The following is an 18979-nucleotide window of genomic DNA, read 5'->3' on the forward strand; positions in this document are numbered from 1 at the left end:
TGTATGGAGATAGAAATTGCAAAAATGAGTAGGATGGCCGAGAGAGGAAGCTCATTACTACGTTTAATTCAGAATACTGATACGCCTGTATTGGATTTGCTAGTAAGAGAATCAGTACAGAACAGTTTGGATGCTACAAACAATGAGAAGTCGCCTGTAAAGTATGATATTTCAATCAAACAATTTAAAAAGAAGGAATTAACAAAACATTTTGAGGGTATTTCAGATTCTTTAGAAAGAACACAAAAAGGTGATAAGCATGAAAGTATTGTAATACGTGACTGCAATACAACCGGATTAACAGGACCAATACATCATGAGTACATTGAAAATGGAAACTATGGTAATCTATTGAAACTTATTTATGAGATTAGTATGCCTCAAAGCAAGCAAGGAGCAGGTGGATCATGGGGATTAGGTAAAACGGTCTACTTTAGATTGGGAATAGGTCTAGTAATCTATTACTCTAGAATTAAAAAAGAAAATGGCTTATTTGAACAGAGACTTGCTGCATGCTTAGTTGAAGATGAAACTAAGCAAGAAACTGTACTTCCTCAAAATGAGCATGGTCTTCAACGAGGCATTGCTTGGTGGGGAGAAAAACATACTGAAGAGTCAACAAAACCCCTCACAGATGACTATAAAATTAAAGAAATATTAAAAGATCTCAATGTAAAAGCATACGATAATGAAGAGACCGGAACTACTGTAATTATTCCCTTCGTAAATACAGAGAAGTTAATACCGAAAAGTGAAACAAATCAGAAGGAATTATGGTGGCATACTGATATTGAATATTACTTACGGGTAGCGATTCAAAGGTGGTATGCACCAAGAATTGATAACAATAGTTTTCCTTTTGGTTTTCCTTTATCGCCTTCAGTTAACGAAGAAGAAATAAGCGCGGATGTTATGGTTCCATTTTTTTCAATAATAAGGTCTCTATATATTTCTGCATCAACGAATCAAACATTAAAGAACGATAACAACCTTAAGGAAAGTAATATTAAAATTAAAGAAATAAAGCTAAACAAGGATTTGGCAAATAATGTTGCTGGTAGGGTCGCATTTGCAAAGGTTACTAAAGACGATTTAAAAATGACTATTCCAGATAATAACAAATCACCGTTTCAATTTTTGGAGTTATTGGAAGAGGACCCTGAGCAAAATAGTCCAATACTTACTTTTACTCGGAAACCAGGTTTATTAATTAACTATGAAACTGTCGGAAAGTGGGTTCGGGGAATTCAGCGTACTGAGCGAAACGAATACTTAATCGGAGTATTTGTGCCAGATTCAAATAATTCCATGACAAATGTACCAGGGTATACCTTAGAGGATTATTTGCGTAAAAGCGAAAAAGCGGATCACACCTCATGGTCTGATTTAACAATAGATGACAAAAAGTACACAATAACGGATAGAATTCAAAAGAAAGTATCTAGTTTAATATCTACCCAATATCAAGATAATACTGATCTAATAGAAAAACGCAAAAGTGGAGCACTTGGCAAAGCGCTCGCCACGGAATTATTACCTCCTATAGGGTTTGGAAAAAAACCCAACGTACCTTCTAAACCCAAAGGTGGTGAAGGAGCCGGAAAGAAAAAATTGAATTATGATCAATTCATTATACAAAATATAGAATTAAATAAAGATGGAGATATGTTAATACATTTTGTTTTGTCTGTACGAACTGATAGCACACTTCAAAAACTAGAAATCGAAATAGAAACTGAAGGAAACTCAAAAATCAATGGTGATGATTGGGAAGAGGAAATTGGTACCTCATTCCCATTAGAAATAAAACATTTTACTTTAGAAGAGTCCAATACCCCTTACCAGACTTCTTATGATTTTACTAGAAATTATCGGATTAACAATATTATAAGTATCTATTTAGAAAAAGCTATGGATGCAGAACTTAAGGGGAATATGACTTTAGTAAGAAAGGATTTATCTGTTCAGGCATCCATACATCATACATCTGAGAAGAAGTTATACGAGGAGCATGTTCAATGAGTGCTACATTATTATTTCATAGAATTTTAGATCAAGAACTTTATGAAAAGTTGGGTGTAATCAAACAGCCATTTACAGCAAGTTATTTTAACGGAGAAGATGAAGTTGACATGAAAGTAGAACCTTTAGAAGGTCAAAATACAATATACCAAATTGTAGATCCTAAAGTTACTTGGGAACCTTCTTCTCACGAAATAAAGTTAAACAAGCGGATAACAATTACAAACCCTGGTTTTCTATTTGGTGATAATTCGTTGGTTGCAGACAATGGTTGTTTGGGAATAGGATTAAGGTGGTATTCTCGTGATGCTGCTCAGAGAAATGTTACCCATGCGACTGAATTTAGTAAGTTAAGTAATTTTCCTTTGGAGGTCGAAGTAAGTACATCGATTGAAAGAGGTTTACTTAGAGGGAATGTAACATTTGAGATTTTCGTATATCTTTTAGAGAGTGGTACAAACACCAGTACAGTTAAACCGGGAACAATGTTAGGTACATTGGATGAATGTGTTATTGCTTTTGATGGAAATTCATCTGTGTTTCCAATAGTGGAAGTGAATGAACCGAATAAACCTTTGTGGTGGGTGGACTGTAACTTTACAGAGCCATTATTTGATTCTTTCACTGAAGACAATGTTGCAATAGTTATTAATAATAGTCATAGAAACGCAAAAAAACTTGATTTAGAGAAGGGGATAGGTTCATCCCCACTATTATTGGAAGTAATAGCAACTGGTTTACAAATGATAATTGAAAAAGTAAAAGAATCAGATGATTGGGAGAGTATTTTGGTAAATAAAGATACAGAACCGGGTAGCATAGGCGAAGCAATATATTACTTCATTGATAGTTTTAATTGGGACCCCTCCTCTCCGGAAATTTTAGCTAAGTCTATTAGATTAGATTTCGATTCGAAGTTTAAGTGAGGTAATTTATATGTGGAAGAGTATGACAAAAAAAGAAGCTCGGAAAATATTTTTAAGTTGGGATCAGAATACCTCTCCTGTTCCTTCGTATGATTCTGAATATAATCGATTAAGAACAGATTTAAACTCTTGTTTTGAACAAGCAACACGGTATGTAAAAGAAAACGATGTGAAAAAAAGAGAATATATTACAGATTTAAATTTTGGTGTAAATATGTTTGTTTTATTAAAAGAAAAATATAACTTCACTCCAAGAGAAGCTTCTAACAGTGAAATTTGGAATTATATTTCTATGAAAGTAATTCCAGATATTATTTACGAGAGGTGGGGTTATAATGAAGGAAGATTTTTTAGTAGGAGTAATAGAACGTGGCTAAAAACAATGTGGTGGTATATATACCTCTCTTGGATTGATAATCAACAGGAAACTTATAATATACTGAAAGATTTCACTACAGATGAAATTGTTCAATTAGTAGAGCGGTCAGGTCCCCACGGTTACAGAATGCCGTTAACGAGAGAAATAATGAGACAGTTCAGCACGTTAGATGAAAGTTCAAAAAGGAAGTTGTTTAGAAAGGTAATGAAGTTGAATACTGCACGAGTAAAATCAGTTGAGCCTGCACTTATTCCAGGAGGGTATGAAAAATATGTTAAGGAGCTTATAGAGTACTTTTATGAACCCAGTAAACCTAAAAGCAACACATTTAACTAAAAGTCCTTCAATAATAGATTTATTCTCAGGATGTGGGGGACTATCAACTGGGTTTATGATGGAAGGAATTACGATTTTAACGGGAATTGAAAATAACTTACATGCATGTAAAACAGCTTCATTAAATTTACATTGGAAACATGGAAATGACAAGGAATACTTATGCGAAGACATTACTAATGTTAAAGCTAGTAGTATAGCGGATAAAAATTCTGGACCACTCATTACTATTGGTGGTCCTCCTTGTCAAGCGTATTCTAGAATTGGAAAAGCTAAGATAAAGTCGTTGGGTGAGCATAGATTTGGTTTAAATGACAATCGGGCTTTCTTATATGAAGAATTTATTAGAGTAGGTGTGGAGCTTGATTCAGAAGCTATAATCATGGAGAATGTTCCTGAATCTGTATGTTTTCAGGGAAAGAATATACCTCAAACTGTTTGTGATATATTGGAAGAAAAGGGCTATAATGTGGTTTGGACAATATTAAATAGTGCTGATTTTGGAGTTCCACAAACTAGAGAAAGAGTATTTGTTATAGCTATAAAAAAAGTTTATGGTGAAATTAAACACTTACCTTTACCAACTCATTCAGAGACTAATTTTTCGGAGAGTAAACAAAGGAATAAATATAAAAGGTTTATGCTAGATAAAAACTTCAGAGAACCACTAAGAGCAAGGGAAGGTGCTCCTAAGTGGGTAACTGTTGAAGAAGCTATTTCTGATTTACCCGGTGTTTTTCCAAGCTCTAATTTGAAGTATCCTAACATAAAGTTAAACACCCTTTTGTCTTATCAAACGCCACCAACTAACAATTATCAATTTCTTATGAGAGGTAATAAAAGAATTTATAATGGGACAGTGAATGGAAACTGTTTTAGGAATACTAAGAGAGATTTTCGAATATTCGAGGATATGGGTTTTGGAGATGATTATAGAAAAGCACATAAGATTGCAGTAGAAAAGTTTGATGATATTTGCTCTTTCTTGGGTGTGACCAAAACATGTAGTCCAGATAAGTATTATGATCTGAAAAAAAAGTATGTACCACCTTATGATTTGTCTAAGTTTCATACTAGATGGAAGAAGCTTGATCCATACAAACCTTCACATACATTAGTAGCTCATCTTGGAACCGATACTTACAGTCATATCCATCCTTATGAACCAAGGGGAATAACTGTTAGAGAAGCAGCTAGACTGCAATCTTTTCCCGACTCTTTCATTTTCAACACATCTATGGGACAGGCTTTTAAACAGATAGGAAATGCTGTACCTCCCTTGCTTGCTAGGGGCGTGGCCAAGGCTGTTAAGAAAAATCTTGGAATAAAAAGTGATTAAGGAGGATTTATGGAGCTAGTTGAAGAAATAAGGAGAAAGTTTGCCAATATATCCATTAACAATGCTTCCTCTATTAACAATTTAGGAGAATTATATAATTCTTGGGTTTTGAGAATTGATCAAAAGTACGCAGTTGGAATTGAGGTATCTGATAATACTGAGGTTAATGAGAGCTTTTCAAATGTTTATTATTATACAGCAGAATTGAGTGTTGAAAGTAAAAAGGTAAATATGCTTATTTTAGCTTCTTCAGGTGAGGAATTTAGATCAGAATTTGCAGGGATTTGTGCACTGTTCTTAGAAACAGGGATAAATGGTGAAAAAAGAAAGGACATCATAAACTCTCCTCTCAACTGGTGGGAAAAATGGAAGTCGCTTTTGGGGAATAAAAATGTTACTCAGAGTGTCCATGGAGCATTAGGCGAATTAGTGTTCTTTTACTACTTAAAACAAAATGACAGAAATATCTCATGCGAAAATTGGGGTGGACCTAAAGGTAACTCTCATGATTTTCAAATCGCCAACTATTTCTATGAAGTAAAATCCTCAATTATTAAGTATAATGATATAGTAAATATTTCAGGGCAGTACCAACTAACTAAAGAAGAAGCGGGTTCACTTATATTTATTAAATTTGAGGAAGTTAACAATGGAATAAGTATAGAACAAGTAGTAAATCTTTTAGTAGATATGGGCGAAAGTTATCATGATATAAATAAGTTGTTAAATGCCATGGGAATGCTGGAAAAATCCCAATCAAGGAAAAAGAAATTTAGAATACTTGAAGCTCGTGCTTACAATATTGATGAAAGTTTCCCGGTTATTGATGTGCGAAATCTTAACTCACATAAACTTATTGAGCACGTATTGCAATTGAACTATAAGATAAGTTTGACGGGATTGGAATATAGACCAATTGAAATTAAAATCCCATAAATAAAAAGTTTCATTTTGATATAATCCCTTTTAAGTAGACATTAAAAAAACCTCCATGTTACACGATATTTTGGAGGAAAGAATGATACTTGAAGGGGATTTTTCTATGGAAAAAAGGACAGTGGTTTCAGAGGTAAACAGACGAGTTTAAACATTATGTGGTGATGAAATACGATAACGGTTCTAAAAGTTACAAAGTACTAGCGGAGGAATTGGGGGTACTAAAATGTACCCAGCGTAAAATGTGGGTGAGGAAGTGAAATAACGATGAAACGTTTGATACACGGAGTAGCAGTTGGACAAGCCCTAAGAAAGGTAAACCGTCCACAAAAAACAATTGAAGAAGAAAGAGATTACCTGAAAGCTAGATGAACTTATCTAGAAAAGGAGGGAAAATCCAAAAACAAAAAACCAAAATGAAACCGTTGATGAATTAAGGAATAAAGCTCCAGTTACCTGGTAATTAGAGATCGTTTCTCTCAGGCCATCAAGCTATTAAAAATGGAGAGCCAGTACAGCAAAGCGTGAAGAAAGACCTAATCAAGATTATGAAATCAAAATGCATATGATGGGCATTCATTTTCCTTATTCCTACAGGCGTTTTCAAAAGATACTTAAAGCAACACGCGCCGATTGAATATCGTCACGCGTATCTATATTTCAGCTTTTAAATAGTAATTCTAATTCCATAACTCAATTTGAAACTTCTCAGACCTGGCTAATTGGTATAGCATTTCTTGATCGAATTCATCTACTGGATATTTATTAATAATGAGTTTACTAATAGTTGAAAGATTCATATCAAAGAGATCCATTAATCTTATATTTTCATTTACTGAATCAACAAAAACGCCAACAATTGTGTAATAAGTTTCTGTGCTTTTAACGATGTTAGTTATTGAAGCAATTGCGTTATTAGATTCTTCATGCTCATTTAATTGGTAGTAAATAGCTACATTTGCCACTTGTATCACACCTTCTTAGAGGATACTATTAAAAAGCAACCCTTTAATTCTAACACATTATTTAACTACAGGTAATGAAATTTTGCTATAATTATGCTAAGTGGTTGATCGGTTTGGAGGTGAAAGTGTGTTATATAGATTTATTGATTTGTTTGCAGGGATTGGTGGAATTAGAACAGCATTTGAACCTTACGGTCAATGTGTTTTTTCATGTGAATGGGATATTAAAGCCCAAGAAACCTATGAAGCAAATTTTGGTGAGAAACCTGTTGGTGATATTCGAACTGTTAAAGAAAAAGATGTTCCTGATCACGATATTCTTCTTGCAGGGTTCCCTTGTCAACCCTTTTCAATCGCTGGAATCAGTAAGAAGAAAAGCTTGGGGAGAGAACATGGTTTTCTAGATGAAACACAAGGAACTTTATTCTTTGATATAGCTAGAATTATTAAAGAAAAACAACCTCAAGCATTCTTACTTGAAAATGTTAAGAATCTTCGAAGTCATGATAAAGGAAAAACTTTTAAAGTAATAAAGAAAGTATTGGAAGAAGAATTAGGGTATACAGTTTATTCTACAGTGCTCAATGCTAAGGGGCTAGTTCCTCAAAATAGAGAACGCATATATATTGTAGGATTTAAAAAGCAATTAGTTTTTGAATATCCGGAAATCCCTGAGAATGGTCCGCCTTTACGAACTATACTAGAGGAAAACGTAGACAGTAAATATACTCTCTCAAATAAATTATGGAATTATTTACAGGCATACAAGGAAAAGCATTTGAAAAAAGGTAATGGATTTGGATACGGTCTGGCTGATTTAAACTCGTATAGCAGAACATTATCTGCTCGATATTATAAAGACGGAAGTGAAATTCTTATTCCACAGGAAAAAGGAAAAAATCCTAGAAGGTTAACTCCAAGAGAGTGCGCTCGTTTGCAAGGATTTCCAGAAGAGTTTAAAATTGTAGTAAGTAACACTGCAGCGTATAAACAATTTGGTAATAGTGTTGCAGTCCCCGTAGTAAGCTTAATAGCAGAAAAAATGATACAAGCTATTGAGAGGGACGTTACAATTTCGGACGTTGTGGAAGAGGAGCGGACTAAGTATGCAACTCGATAAAAAAGCAAAACTATCTGATTTAATTGAAGCGGCCGAATTAATTGGTCGCTTTTATTGTAAATTCATTACTGCAAATGATGTTGGTTTAACTAATGCTCATCAAGAAGGATTACACGTTTCAAAAGATGCTTGGGGTATATTTTTTGAAGAAGCAGGTATAAAAGGAAACAACAAGGACAAAATTGTTAAAATGCATATGGATGGATATTACTCTTTTGAAAGCAGAGTAATCTATTATGGAAAAGGTACCAGAAATGAATACAGAATTACTCGTTTTTGGAGTAATGCCCCGTGCGATAAAAATGAACAAGTAGGCAATCTAATAGTATTTTTACCTATGGATGATGAAGAGTTCAGTGTATTTATTCTTGATACAGAATCTGATATAGAAGGGTTTAGAAAACAATTTTCATTGTCGTTAGTAAATAATAATGCAGTTTATCAAAATGGTAGAGTAAGTGATGTTTTACTTTCGCAAAAGTTAAAAAAAGAAGTTGAACAATATGCCTCTTTGTATACTGGTTTTCCGGAGACAATTCACCTTGCTGGTTTAGCAAGAGAAGTTTATGAAAATGTATATGGAAATAAAAGCTTTGATTTAGATAAATTCTTGTTAAAGTGGATAGAGACAGAATATAGTCTGTTTCGAGCAATTGAAAAAAACGTATATAAGGAATACCTTATTGAGCCATTCTACGAATTGGACCCTTTATTAAAATTTGCCAGCAGTGCATTAAATCGTCGGAAAAGTAGAGCTGGTAGATCGCTAGAACATCATATCGATTATATTTTCAATAAAGTAAATTTGCCTTTCAGTCACCCTGGGAAAACAGAGGGAAATAAAAAACCTGATTTTCTCCTTCCTTCAAGCGTAGAATATGCTGATTTACAATATGATTCAAAGGATTTAATATTTCTAGGTGCTAAAACCACCTGCAAAGATAGATGGAGACAAGTGTTAAATGAAGCTGATAGAATACCTGTTAAGCATTTATTAACTTTGCAACAGGGGATAACTGTTAATCAATTAAATGAGATGCAATCTGAAAATGTAATATTAGTGGTTCCAAAAATGTATCATACAGCTTATCCGGAGAGTCATCGTCATAGGCTTTTGACAGTTGGAGAATTTATACAATATGCTAAAGAAAAGTATAAGTAAATACCTTTAGGTTAAGTGACGTATTTCATTTTAAAGTTTTACATTTCTAAATGCGATCAAGGTGGGTAAAGTCTTTGCAAATAATGATTAACGATGTAGTTCTAGGTAGTTTGCGAAAAGGAATTTTTAAATGGGGAATAAATAACTATAAAAATTATCCGTGGAGGCAAACTTCAAATCTCTGGCATGCCTTAGTAGCTGAGATTATGCTTCAACGTACAAATGCTGATCAAGTTAAACCGGTCTACCTTGAGTTTATCGAAAATTATGAATTTCCCTACAGCTATTTATCTGATCAATCTAGCAATGTTTTCGAAAATTTAGGATTAAGATGGAGAGAAGAAGTTCTGAAAAACTTAGCGATCGAACTTACTAATCTCGGTTTTATTCCTGAGGAAAAACTAGCATTATTAAACTTGCCTGGAGTTGGAAATTATATTGCTGCTGCCTACCGTTCTTTGCATTTAAATATTCCTGACACCATCATTGATAGCAATGTAGTGAGGTTATATGGGAGGCTTTTTGGGTTTAAAACAACACCTGAAACAAGGAGGAAAAAATGGTTTATAGAACTGGCAGAAAAGATGACTCCTGATAACGATCATCGTAATTATAACTACGGATTGATTGATTTAACTAGAGAGGTTTGTAAATACAAACCAGAGTGTGAAGTATGCCCCCTGCAGTCTGAGTGTGAGTATTATAAAACACAAGTGACTAATTGATTGGAGGATCTATATGCCTACCTACAACAAACTAGTAAGAGATTGCATCCCAGAAATCATTCGTGCAAACGGTAACAAATTCAACACTAGAATTCTTGATGAAAATGAGTACAAAGAAGAGTTGCAGCTAAAACTAAAAGAAGAACTTCAGGAGTATCTTGAAGCAATGGAAGATAGCCATGCAGTTGAAGAACTCGCTGATATGCTGGAGCTGATTTATTCGTTAGTTGAGGTGCATCATTCTTCTTTAGATGAACTGGAAGAAGTACGCAGGGAGAAAAGGGAAGTGCGCGGTGGGTTTGATGAACGGGTTTACTTGATTGATGTAGAAGATTAAACAAAGTAAAAAAACGAGCACTCTTTAGTGGAGTGCTTGTTTTTTTAGCTAACATCATAGCTTATACGAATGAATCGTTTTGCCTTCTCAAAATCTTCATCGGTGTAAATTGTTAGTTCCAGGTCACCGGTACCGTAGCGACCAATGTTACGAACATCTCTACTAAACTGATCTTCTAATGTAATTGTATCCGGATCAAATTTCAGAAAGAACACAACCTTGCCGTTTTGGGGATGTACTTCCAGACAAACGAATTTTTAATTCGCTTAAATGCTATGTAATATTTCAATGTCTTCATCTGAACCTCATCGCCTAAAGCCATCATATAAGACTTAATCGCTTCGAACCGATCTTTTAGCTCAGTGGTCGATTGGCCGATATAATCACTGACGGTTTTGTATGCGATTTGCTTTGTATCGTTTGAAGAGGTTGATAGTTAAGTAGTTTGAGCTGTTGTTGTATTAACAAGGTCTAACAAGATAAAGCCGTCATGATAGTGCTTGTATTGATAAAGCTCTATGTTTGGATTAATTTGTTGAACGGCATGTTCATCGTATTTCGTGAAGCCGCCAGCAATACAGAGAAGACGTGGACTACTCCAATCAATTGCATCAGCTAAGGAACTTCCATACTACCGCATGACCGTCCATCCAAACTCTGCTTTGTGATCAAGCAACCAGTCTAAATAAAACAACCCCCTGATTGATCACGTTCTCATTAATTGATCGTTTGTATTCAATAATAACGGGGGCAATGTTTTCATCGATACCCAGGTTGTCGATTCTACCAGCATGCTTTTCCCGGTTGTATACTCAGAGGCAAGAAAACGTACACCTAAGAACGTTTCTAGATGTTGCTCCATAATTTCTTGTATCGATTTTTCTACTGAAACCGACTGCCCTTCTAGTTCAGTAATGGATTCAGTGCCCAACTTAAATAATTTGATGTCTCCCAATGCTTTCACCTCCACCGTTATTATGGTATTCCATTCCATCCATAATTTACCATAATTATTTGTTTATCTTAACTTATCAATGAAAGATGATATAATATAAAATAATGGTAGATTCATCCATAATTACCTTGCATAACTAACTAGGAGTTTTTCCAATGAACGAGCATACTTTGAAAGAAACAATAAAAACTCTAAGCATCTGGAAAAAAGGCAATCAGCGTGCCCCACACAAACCTCTTCTTTTGCTTTATACACTTGCTAGATTACAAAGCGATCAGTCACAGTTCATTCCATATAAACAAGTGAAAGAAAAATTAACGAGTCTCTTAATTGAGTTTGGACCTAAGCGAAAGTCTTATCATCCTGAAGAGCCATTTGTAAGATTGAAGCATGATGGGATATGGGAGTTAAGAACAGCTTTGGAGCTCGACACTAGAAATCCAAACAATCGATTATTATTAGATCATCATGTAAGTGGTGGATTTACTGATGAAGTCTACCTTTTGTTAAAAGATAACCATCAGCTTTTATGTGAGATAGTAGATATACTACTTCGTAATCACTTTCCAGAAACATTACATGAGGATATTCTAGCTCATATTGGACTGGATCTAGAATATAAAGGCAAGCGTTCAAGAGATCCTTACTTCAGAGAAAGAATATTAACAGCCTATGAATATAGTTGCGCAGTTTGTGGGTTTAATGTTCGACTTGGAGACAAGCTTGTTGGCGTGGAAGCCGCTCATATTAAGTGGCATCAAGCTGGTGGGCCTGATGTTGAAAACAATGGGATTGCGCTTTGTTCCATGCATCATAAACTATTTGATCGAGGAGTCTTTACGTTGTCAGAGGAGAATAGATTTCTCGTAGCTGAGGAGGCACATGGGACAAGCGGTTTTCAAGAGTGGCTACTTCAATTTCATGGTAGGGGTATTCGACGTCCCATCCATCCGGATTACTTACCAAAGGATCGCTTTTTGAACTGGCATGTTAGGGAAGTTTTTAAAGGGCCGGAGCGGTATTTGTATGGTTAATGGTTAGGGTATTGATATTTATTAGATTCATCCGAAAGTTTATCTATGAAGGGGTGACAGGATGAGTAAGATAGAAAATGAGGTTAAAATTGCAGAGAAATTAAAATTTTGGGAAGAGCAAGACCATATTAATAAAGAGTTAATACCTAGAGTAATAAGTAATTATGATAAGATTTCAGATTTGACTTATCAATTAGAAAAAAATTTGGATTTCCTCGCAAACTTACAAGTGAAAATAGATAAAAGTAATGAAAATGTAAGCAATGAGATAAGGATTTTAAAAAAGGAAAATAGTATTCTTCAAAATAGAATTGAAGAGCTACAGAAAGAACTAATATTATATAAACAGGTTTTCAGGTCTATTAATGAAAATAAAATTGCTGTTTCAAATTCACAAGACAACGGTGAAAGAAAATCAACAGAAAATTTAAGGACGATTCCAAAGACTCGTCAAAAAAAGGATGAATCAAAAGGGTTAATTAGAGAAAATACCTTTATGAAAATTGGTATTACTAGTTCAATAGTAATTTCTATAATTGCTCTAGTAGTTTGAGGTGAGAAAATGAAATCTTATTCTTTACTTAATTCTTTAAAAGAAATTCCAAAAGTTGAATTAACTAAGCGCTATAAAAAAAATCATGAGATGATTTCTTTACTAGATTCTTTGAAGAATAAAGATGTTATAGTGCAATCAACAATTTACTCATCGATCATAGGCTATCAGATACTTGAAACAAGAAATATACCGGATGATTTATTTGATGCATATGCTTCCCAATACCCAAAAATGTTTAGTAGTGGAACGTCCTTATACGACAAGTATATAGAGACGATGGATAGTGGAGAATATTCTGTCCTGGGTCTGGTAAATGCAATTAAAGGTAAATTTTTTGAGTATCATGTTAAAGATGAGTTATCCATCCGTTATCCAGATTTTGATTTTTCGATATCACCTCTTGCAAACCAACCATTATGGGATATAAAAGGTGTTAACTCTAAAACAAATGAGGAAGTTTTTATTCAGGTAAAAATGATGACTTCAGAAAATTCGTACGATCTAACAAATACTATGCTAGAGAACCCAAACATTTATTATGCCACAAGCTCCGAGATTAGGGAAAAAATTCTTCATCAAAAACCTGAATTAGAAGAGCAATTCATACCGATAGAAGTTTCTAATTACGAGTTTACAATTGGTGTTAAAGATGGATTAGAAACTTTGAAAGAAAACATGGGAATTGATGTTCCAGATGAAGTTTTTGCTTTAGCCCCATATTCGACAGAGATCGTTTTAGGTGTGAGATTGTTATATGATCTGGCTTTAGTGAATAGAGATTTTAGACGTATAAAAACAACAGAAAAGGCACGTTTGGCAGCAGTAAAGGTTTTAATACTTTTTTCAAGGTTTGGTGTAAATACTATTCTAGGAATCGCAGGTTCTTCACTTGGAACAGTTATAACACCGGGAATAGGGACGGCAATAGGAGGAGTTAGTGGTGTAATAGTAGGCTCTATGATAAACAAGAAAATTGCCCCATATTCTCTGGAATTAGCCTACAAGCTGTTATACATTGACGAAGAAGATATGTTTTATTATAAAAATATAGATAAAGTTCATGATTTAGCCTACGAATATAGAAACGAAAGATTGTCATTACAAAGTATAAACCTAGTGTAGAGTTTGAATCTTATGCCCGCGATATTATTATAAGGTTAGAAATTATTTCGAACTTCAAGATGCAAATAAAATCGTGGCCTTTTAAGTATTTTATTTTGATACTTCTTGGATTATTAAATATACTTATACCAACTAAATAAGGTTATCAAGAGTGAACGAGAGTACGGGCTCTTTGACTTCACAGCAACCTGCCAGGCGGTAAGGTGCTCCAACCTGCAAAGCATGGCTTTGAATGATAACGCACGGATAGCGGAGGCTCTTTGTTGCATTCATTTGCAATGAAGGGCCTTTTATGTTTATTTGTTGAATACCTTGTTTATAACACTAAGGGGGATGAGTTTGTGAATGTTAATCGATTTGCACGAAGCGTCATGGCGAAAAGTTATGATGGGGAAAGTTTTTTATTACACGTGGCAGAAGTCATGGAGCGTCAGCTGAAGGAGTGGGACGCAGCGTATGAAGTGGTCGTTATGAAGCTGATTGACTATGAAGTCGTGATTAAAAAGGAAAATCGTTCTTATGAACTGTTGCTTACTGAGAAAGACTTGCTTTTGCTACAACAGACATCACCTTATGCACTGGATCGTTATTTGTGGCAGGCATTCGAGAAGCAGGGGCTTCCGATTGTGAGAGGGAATGGGGATTATATTGAAAGTATGATATGAGTCAATGTTAATAGAAGATGATTTTGCCAATTCATTTTGATGATTCGAAATCGTGGATGTTTGGGGAATAGATTTGGAAGCTTTTAAGCATAAGCTGTAAAACTATTTTTTGAAATGAATCGTGTATTCTTTCTGAATGCTTTTGAAGTTATTTATTGTGGTAAAATTAAACTATTAAAGTAATGGATAATAAAAGTGGTAGAAGAAATATGGATCTTGTTTTACTTTTTCTTTTGATTTTTTAACATTACGAAATTTCCCTATTATAGGAGCGTTCTAATATGAAAACGAAAATGAACTATTTCATCTTATTTTTAACGATCATTTTTATAGTTGGTTGTACCAACTTAGAAGAGGCATCCAATAAAAATGCAGAAACAGATACACAAGAAGTAGGTACAGTTGAAACAAATGAAAATAGTGAAAAAGAAGAAACGAACACTGCGGTTGCTGATGAACCAGTAGAAGAGGAAACACCAGACCCAACAGATGATGAACAGTTCGCAGGATACGAACTTATTGAAGTGGATGGTGGAGATTTGTCTGGACATCGAGAACCTAACGTCGTTGTTGATATTGGTTACGGTGACCGTGAATATTGGGCATTTACGAATGAATACGGACAATTAATACGTGTCGTTGCTGACGAAATCATTCTACAAGATGATCGTAACGAACCTGTATTATCGTCTGGACGGTACTATTCTGATGAGGCCAAGGTTCCGGGCGTCGAAAGTGACGTGTTAGACGAAGGACATATTATTGCTGATTCTCTAGGAGGGGTATCGAATGCTTATAACATTACCCCACAAGAGAGTACACTTAACCGACATGGTGATCAAGCTTATATGGAAGACGCGATCCGTAGCGCAGGTGAAGCTACTGATTTCGAAGCCATTATCACCTATTCGGATACAGAAAAGCAGATACCTTCAAGTTATGAGTACACGTATACGTTGAACGGAAATGAGATCGTTGATACATTTGATAATGTGAACCCTGATGAAGTTAACGCATCGCTCGGCTTAACTGAGAGTGAGCCTGACGATTCAACTCCTTCAGACACAGAGGGTGATATTTCTAGTATTGATACAAACGGGAATGGGCAAGTGACGATTAAAGAAGCAGAGGCAGCAGGTTATAGTATGCCGATCATGAGTGATCATTGGTTATATCCTTATATGCGTGATAATGATAATGACGGTATGGTAGGTGAATAAGAGTCTACGCTTCGCCGGGACGGTTCTCGCATCGCCGGGACGGTTCTTATGATGCGATATTTCGAAAAAAGGTAGAGGAGTATTAATTATTAGTATAATTGATGCTCCTTTTATTTTGGAGATGGAATCGTTAGAACCGTCCCGACGATTCTCTAAACAGCATAAGAGGTTCATAGAAATAGTCCTTTTCTCTTGGTAGAAAAGGACTATTTTTGTGGAATGCGTCGAAAGACATAGAAAAGAAGGGAAAGAGAGGGTATTCTAAGTTTAGAAATTAATGGAAGAAATGAGAGCTGGCATTTCTTGCTCGACAATACAGCGGCTATACCTAACTAGACGTACACATAGACTTCATTTGTGGTGAAACGAGGTTTGGTCGAAAAGGAGGTTGCGGTGCTAAACGAACTAGAAGAATTTAAACGTTATTTAGAGCGTATGAAGTATCGGGCAGAAGCCGAGGCGTTGGAAGCGTATCTAGGAAAGGTAAGGGAAGCTAGATTTGATATCGATGATAGTAAACGAGTCTTTGATCACCATCATTCGACTTACTCGTCGAATTGGAACGGCGAGGCGCGCGAAGCTTATGAAACCCTTATCGGAGAACTGGAACACGCAACTCAAAGTGTGTATGCGGTTCATGAGGAACTGACCTCTGCGATTAACGAAGAAATCGACCGACTTCTTCAGAAAGCGGAGGGCTTGAAGTGACGAGAATAGCGATAAAATCAGAACAATTAGATCAGCTGGCAAGCGGCATCCAAGATGCCGAGCGAAAAGCAGATGAAGCAATCAGCGATTTTAAATGGAACTATCAATCTCTTCTAATGAACATCACGGGCGCGAACACCGGTAAAATTGATGCCCTTCAAGCGGAGTTACAATATGAAATGCGCAAATACCGGGACAAGCTCCATGACCTGCAGGCGGCAGTGAAATTAACTGAGAGAAAAATGACGGAAGAAGATCACTCGCTTTCGGCAAAGTTTGGCCTTATGGCATTAAAATTCAGTGGTTTAAACAAGCTGTTTCAGAATTATGATCCTATCACGGGAGAAGCATTAAGCTGGAGTGAACGTCTCTTTGGGAAAAATCCACTGACGGCTTCATATGATGGCGCATTTGGAGAGATGTTTCCGTACCTCCAATATGCCCTGAACCCACAGGTCATCCAGAGTAGGATGAAGCAAACGTATGAAAGTGTCGTCCTCGATCCTTTATCAAAAACGACGACTTATCTAGACGAGGTACGCCAGGATGTGTCACATAGTGTAGTCAGGTACTCAAGCTATGTGGATCGCTGGTGGGGTGAGACGCAACAGAAGGTTGATGAAGCGCGGAACACGGCGCGGAGCTTTTTAGGTGATGTGGTAAAAGGTGTGCAAGTTGGAAGCGGGAATGCAGTGGAAGATATGATTGAGGGATTTAAGGATCTTAACGCATTAGGTGAAAAAGCATTCGGACCGAACCTTGCTGTATATCGCGATGAGGAAGATCTCCCTGAATTACTATTTAAAAGCTTAGAAACGATAAACTTCTATAAGAACATCTTTGGTGATCCAAAAGGCAATGTCCAGAAGGTGTTGGATGTACCGAAATACATGTGGCAAGGATTTAAAGAAGCCTGGGATCGAGACTTTGTGAACGGCGACGCCGAAAGTCGAACGGAATTCATTACTTACGGTCTAACATCATTAGGAATTGGAGCCATAGGAGATAAAGGTCTCGGCAAAATCGGAACAACCGCAAAAACGATTGACGATGTTGCGGATGCAGCGAAGAATGTTAAGGTTGAAGGGAAGGGTGCTCAACCGGCGTTAGCTGGAGCTGGGGCAGCTTCGGTTTCTAAAAGTGGCGCTCCTTATAATGCTTTAAATGATCCGGTATCGCGGATTAAGACTGAGATTGATCGGGTTTATGGTGGGAAGGGTACGGTTAAAACCGGACCTAGATCAGAAATTGATGAGGTAATTAAAAACGACTACGATAAGGATGGAAATATTGTTAATAGATCAATTGTACCTAAAGGCTTTAATAGTGTTGAAGACTTTTTAACAAAAGTAGATGATACTACTATAAAGGAATTTGGGTATGATAGTATTGAAGAATTAAAAGCAGTAGTAGGGCATGTTGATGAATACTTAAATGCTTCACCCAAAAATAATATATTAAACAAAGCATTGGCGGGAGGTAAACATCCCAAAGGTGTAGATTATGATCTATTAGGATTTCCAATATTTAAGGAAGATCATTTAAAGTTTACATTAAAATTAGACCAAGAATATTATGTTATGAAAGATACTACTCAATTTAAAGAATGTACAAAAATTTTAAAAGATGCTATTGAGAATGGAGAAGTTTCAAAGGAGCTTTTTTCAGCAGAGCAGCTTGATCAGATTAAAAAGGAAAGAGCTAAAATTAAGGGGTTAACTTGGCATCACCATCAAGTTCAAGGAAAGATGCAATTGGTGCTAAAAGATATTCATGGTTCAGTGAACCACCTTGGTGGTAATAAACTCTGGGGAGACGGTATAAGATGAATGAAGAACTAGAATGGGAGTATGCTGATACAGTAGTATCAGAAACTAAAGTTAAAGAAGTGGGGTTGCAATTAGGATTCCAATTACCACATGATTATATTGAATGTGTGAAGCAATTTGGAGGAGCAAGTGTATTTCCTGAAGAATTTAATGTTGAAGGTGTAGAACGGTGCTTTGGTAGTTTGTTTAGTTTTGATGAAAATAGTAGTGAGCATATTATTAAAAATTACAACATATATAAAACCTCAATCCCGAAGAATGTTTTACCTATTGCTGATGATCCGGCTGGAAATTTGATTTGCTTGGATTATAAAGATAGCACTCATACTCCCAAAGTAGTGTTCTGGGAACATGAAAATGCAGCAGATAAAGAAATGTTAATGAAAGAAGAAAATTTAACAGAAATACAAGTTGAAGAACGAGTAAGAGAAAACATATTTTTTATCTCAGACACATTTTCTGGATTTCTTAATAAGTTGCACGATTGACATTTGGAGATGTAAAAGATAGGAAGTGTCTCAGATTTACCATGTAATAAGAAAAGTACAGGGGTAGCGTTAATTATTCAAATAATTAATGCTCCTTTCTTTATGAGATGGATTCAATAGAACCGTCTCGACAATTATAGAAGAAGGGAAGCATT

General features: G+C 35.6%; 20 protein-coding genes and 1 riboswitch. Of the genes, 17 read left to right on the top strand and 3 right to left on the bottom strand.

Translation table 11 applies throughout. From position 1 onward, the window contains the following. Nucleotides 1-3: 3 nt before the first annotated feature. The 5 genes from PQ578_RS10290 to PQ578_RS10310 are packed head-to-tail and all read left to right on the top strand — an operon-like array spanning nucleotide 4 to nucleotide 5938. The gene (locus PQ578_RS10290; protein ID WP_273834174.1) at nucleotides 4-2022 is read left to right on the top strand and encodes a hypothetical protein; all 2019 of its coding nucleotides are present in this window, start codon (nucleotides 4-6) and stop codon (nucleotides 2020-2022) included. Continuing rightward, nucleotides 2019-2948: a hypothetical protein gene (locus tag PQ578_RS10295; protein ID WP_273834176.1), complete on the top strand. Its 930-nt coding sequence runs from the start codon at nucleotides 2019-2021 to the stop codon at nucleotides 2946-2948. Before PQ578_RS10290 ends, PQ578_RS10295 begins: the two co-directional genes overlap by 4 nt. A gap of 22 nt (nucleotides 2949-2970) precedes the next feature. Further along, entirely contained in the window at nucleotides 2971-3663 is a 693-nt protein-coding gene (locus PQ578_RS10300) for a DUF6339 family protein (RefSeq protein WP_273834177.1), read from the top strand. Continuing rightward, nucleotides 3626-5002: a DNA cytosine methyltransferase gene (locus tag PQ578_RS10305; protein WP_273834179.1), complete on the top strand. Its 1377-nt coding sequence runs from the start codon at nucleotides 3626-3628 to the stop codon at nucleotides 5000-5002. The genes PQ578_RS10300 and PQ578_RS10305 overlap by 38 nt, the downstream gene beginning before the upstream one ends. Nucleotides 5003-5011: 9 nt before the next feature. Continuing rightward, nucleotides 5012-5938: a PD-(D/E)XK motif protein gene (locus tag PQ578_RS10310; protein ID WP_273834181.1), complete on the top strand. Its 927-nt coding sequence runs from the start codon at nucleotides 5012-5014 to the stop codon at nucleotides 5936-5938. A gap of 680 nt (nucleotides 5939-6618) precedes the next feature. Here the strand turns inward: PQ578_RS10310 and PQ578_RS10315 are convergent. Then, nucleotides 6619-6903 carry a hypothetical protein gene (locus PQ578_RS10315; protein WP_273834183.1) on the bottom strand — a complete coding sequence of 95 codons (285 nt, stop codon included), beginning with the start codon at nucleotides 6901-6903 and terminating at the stop codon, nucleotides 6619-6621. 127 nt (nucleotides 6904-7030) lie between these two features. Here PQ578_RS10315 and dcm point away from each other — a divergent pair, with 127 nt between their 5' ends. The 4 genes from dcm (at nucleotide 7031) to PQ578_RS10335 (ending at nucleotide 10247) form a co-directional block, all read left to right on the top strand. Further along, nucleotides 7031-8023 (top strand): DNA (cytosine-5-)-methyltransferase, encoded by a 993-nt coding sequence (gene dcm, locus PQ578_RS10320; RefSeq protein WP_273834185.1) that lies wholly within the window; start codon nucleotides 7031-7033, stop codon nucleotides 8021-8023. Beyond that, nucleotides 8010-9185, top strand: a complete 1176-nt coding sequence (locus PQ578_RS10325) for a type II restriction endonuclease (RefSeq protein WP_273834186.1) — start codon at nucleotides 8010-8012, stop codon at nucleotides 9183-9185. The genes dcm and PQ578_RS10325 overlap by 14 nt, the downstream gene beginning before the upstream one ends. A 74-nt stretch (nucleotides 9186-9259) precedes the next feature. Beyond that, complete coding sequence (locus PQ578_RS10330; RefSeq protein ID WP_273834188.1) at nucleotides 9260-9910, top strand: HhH-GPD family protein; 651 nt, start codon at nucleotides 9260-9262, stop codon at nucleotides 9908-9910. A gap of 13 nt (nucleotides 9911-9923) precedes the next feature. Then, nucleotides 9924-10247, top strand: a complete 324-nt coding sequence (locus PQ578_RS10335; protein WP_273834190.1) for a nucleoside triphosphate pyrophosphohydrolase — start codon at nucleotides 9924-9926, stop codon at nucleotides 10245-10247. A 44-nt stretch (nucleotides 10248-10291) separates the two neighbouring features. Here the strand turns inward: PQ578_RS10335 and PQ578_RS22420 are convergent, their stop codons facing one another. Both PQ578_RS22420 and PQ578_RS22425 read right to left on the bottom strand, forming a co-directional pair. Next, complete coding sequence (locus PQ578_RS22420; protein ID WP_337958015.1) at nucleotides 10292-10462, bottom strand: hypothetical protein; 171 nt, start codon at nucleotides 10460-10462, stop codon at nucleotides 10292-10294. Between the two features lie 491 nt (nucleotides 10463-10953). Further along, entirely contained in the window at nucleotides 10954-11202 is a 249-nt protein-coding gene (locus PQ578_RS22425) for a hypothetical protein (protein ID WP_337958016.1), read from the bottom strand. 155 nt (nucleotides 11203-11357) lie between these two features. Here PQ578_RS22425 and PQ578_RS10345 point away from each other — a divergent pair, with 155 nt between their 5' ends. The 8 genes from PQ578_RS10345 (at nucleotide 11358) to PQ578_RS10380 (ending at nucleotide 18824) form a co-directional block, all read left to right on the top strand. Beyond that, nucleotides 11358-12236, top strand: coding sequence for a phosphorothioated DNA-binding restriction endonuclease (locus PQ578_RS10345; RefSeq protein ID WP_273834192.1), 879 nt, complete (start codon nucleotides 11358-11360; stop codon nucleotides 12234-12236). Between the two features lie 61 nt (nucleotides 12237-12297). Continuing rightward, nucleotides 12298-12789 carry a hypothetical protein gene (locus PQ578_RS10350; RefSeq protein ID WP_273834196.1) on the top strand — a complete coding sequence of 164 codons (492 nt, stop codon included), beginning with the start codon at nucleotides 12298-12300 and terminating at the stop codon, nucleotides 12787-12789. Nucleotides 12790-12798: 9 nt separating this feature from the next. Further along, complete coding sequence (locus PQ578_RS10355; RefSeq protein ID WP_273834199.1) at nucleotides 12799-13914, top strand: DUF456 domain-containing protein; 1116 nt, start codon at nucleotides 12799-12801, stop codon at nucleotides 13912-13914. A 139-nt stretch (nucleotides 13915-14053) separates the two neighbouring features. Next, a riboswitch (SAM riboswitch) is annotated at nucleotides 14054-14156 on the top strand. A gap of 99 nt (nucleotides 14157-14255) precedes the next feature. After that, nucleotides 14256-14579 carry a hypothetical protein gene (locus PQ578_RS10360; RefSeq protein ID WP_273834201.1) on the top strand — a complete coding sequence of 108 codons (324 nt, stop codon included), beginning with the start codon at nucleotides 14256-14258 and terminating at the stop codon, nucleotides 14577-14579. Nucleotides 14580-14860: 281 nt separating this feature from the next. Next, nucleotides 14861-15799 (top strand): DNA/RNA non-specific endonuclease, encoded by a 939-nt coding sequence (locus tag PQ578_RS10365; protein ID WP_273834203.1) that lies wholly within the window; start codon nucleotides 14861-14863, stop codon nucleotides 15797-15799. A gap of 393 nt (nucleotides 15800-16192) precedes the next feature. Continuing rightward, nucleotides 16193-16507 carry a hypothetical protein gene (locus PQ578_RS10370; RefSeq protein ID WP_273834205.1) on the top strand — a complete coding sequence of 105 codons (315 nt, stop codon included), beginning with the start codon at nucleotides 16193-16195 and terminating at the stop codon, nucleotides 16505-16507. Next, nucleotides 16504-18336, top strand: a complete 1833-nt coding sequence (locus PQ578_RS10375) for an HNH endonuclease (RefSeq protein WP_273834207.1) — start codon at nucleotides 16504-16506, stop codon at nucleotides 18334-18336. Before PQ578_RS10370 ends, PQ578_RS10375 begins: the two co-directional genes overlap by 4 nt. Further along, nucleotides 18333-18824, top strand: coding sequence for an SMI1/KNR4 family protein (locus tag PQ578_RS10380; protein WP_273834209.1), 492 nt, complete (start codon nucleotides 18333-18335; stop codon nucleotides 18822-18824). Before PQ578_RS10375 ends, PQ578_RS10380 begins: the two co-directional genes overlap by 4 nt. The last annotated feature ends 155 nt before the right edge of the window (nucleotides 18825-18979 follow it).

It is taken from the genome of Guptibacillus sedimenti (assembly GCF_028610665.1).
Classification (GTDB): Bacteria; Bacillota; Bacilli; order Bacillales; family Guptibacillaceae; genus Guptibacillus; species Guptibacillus sedimenti.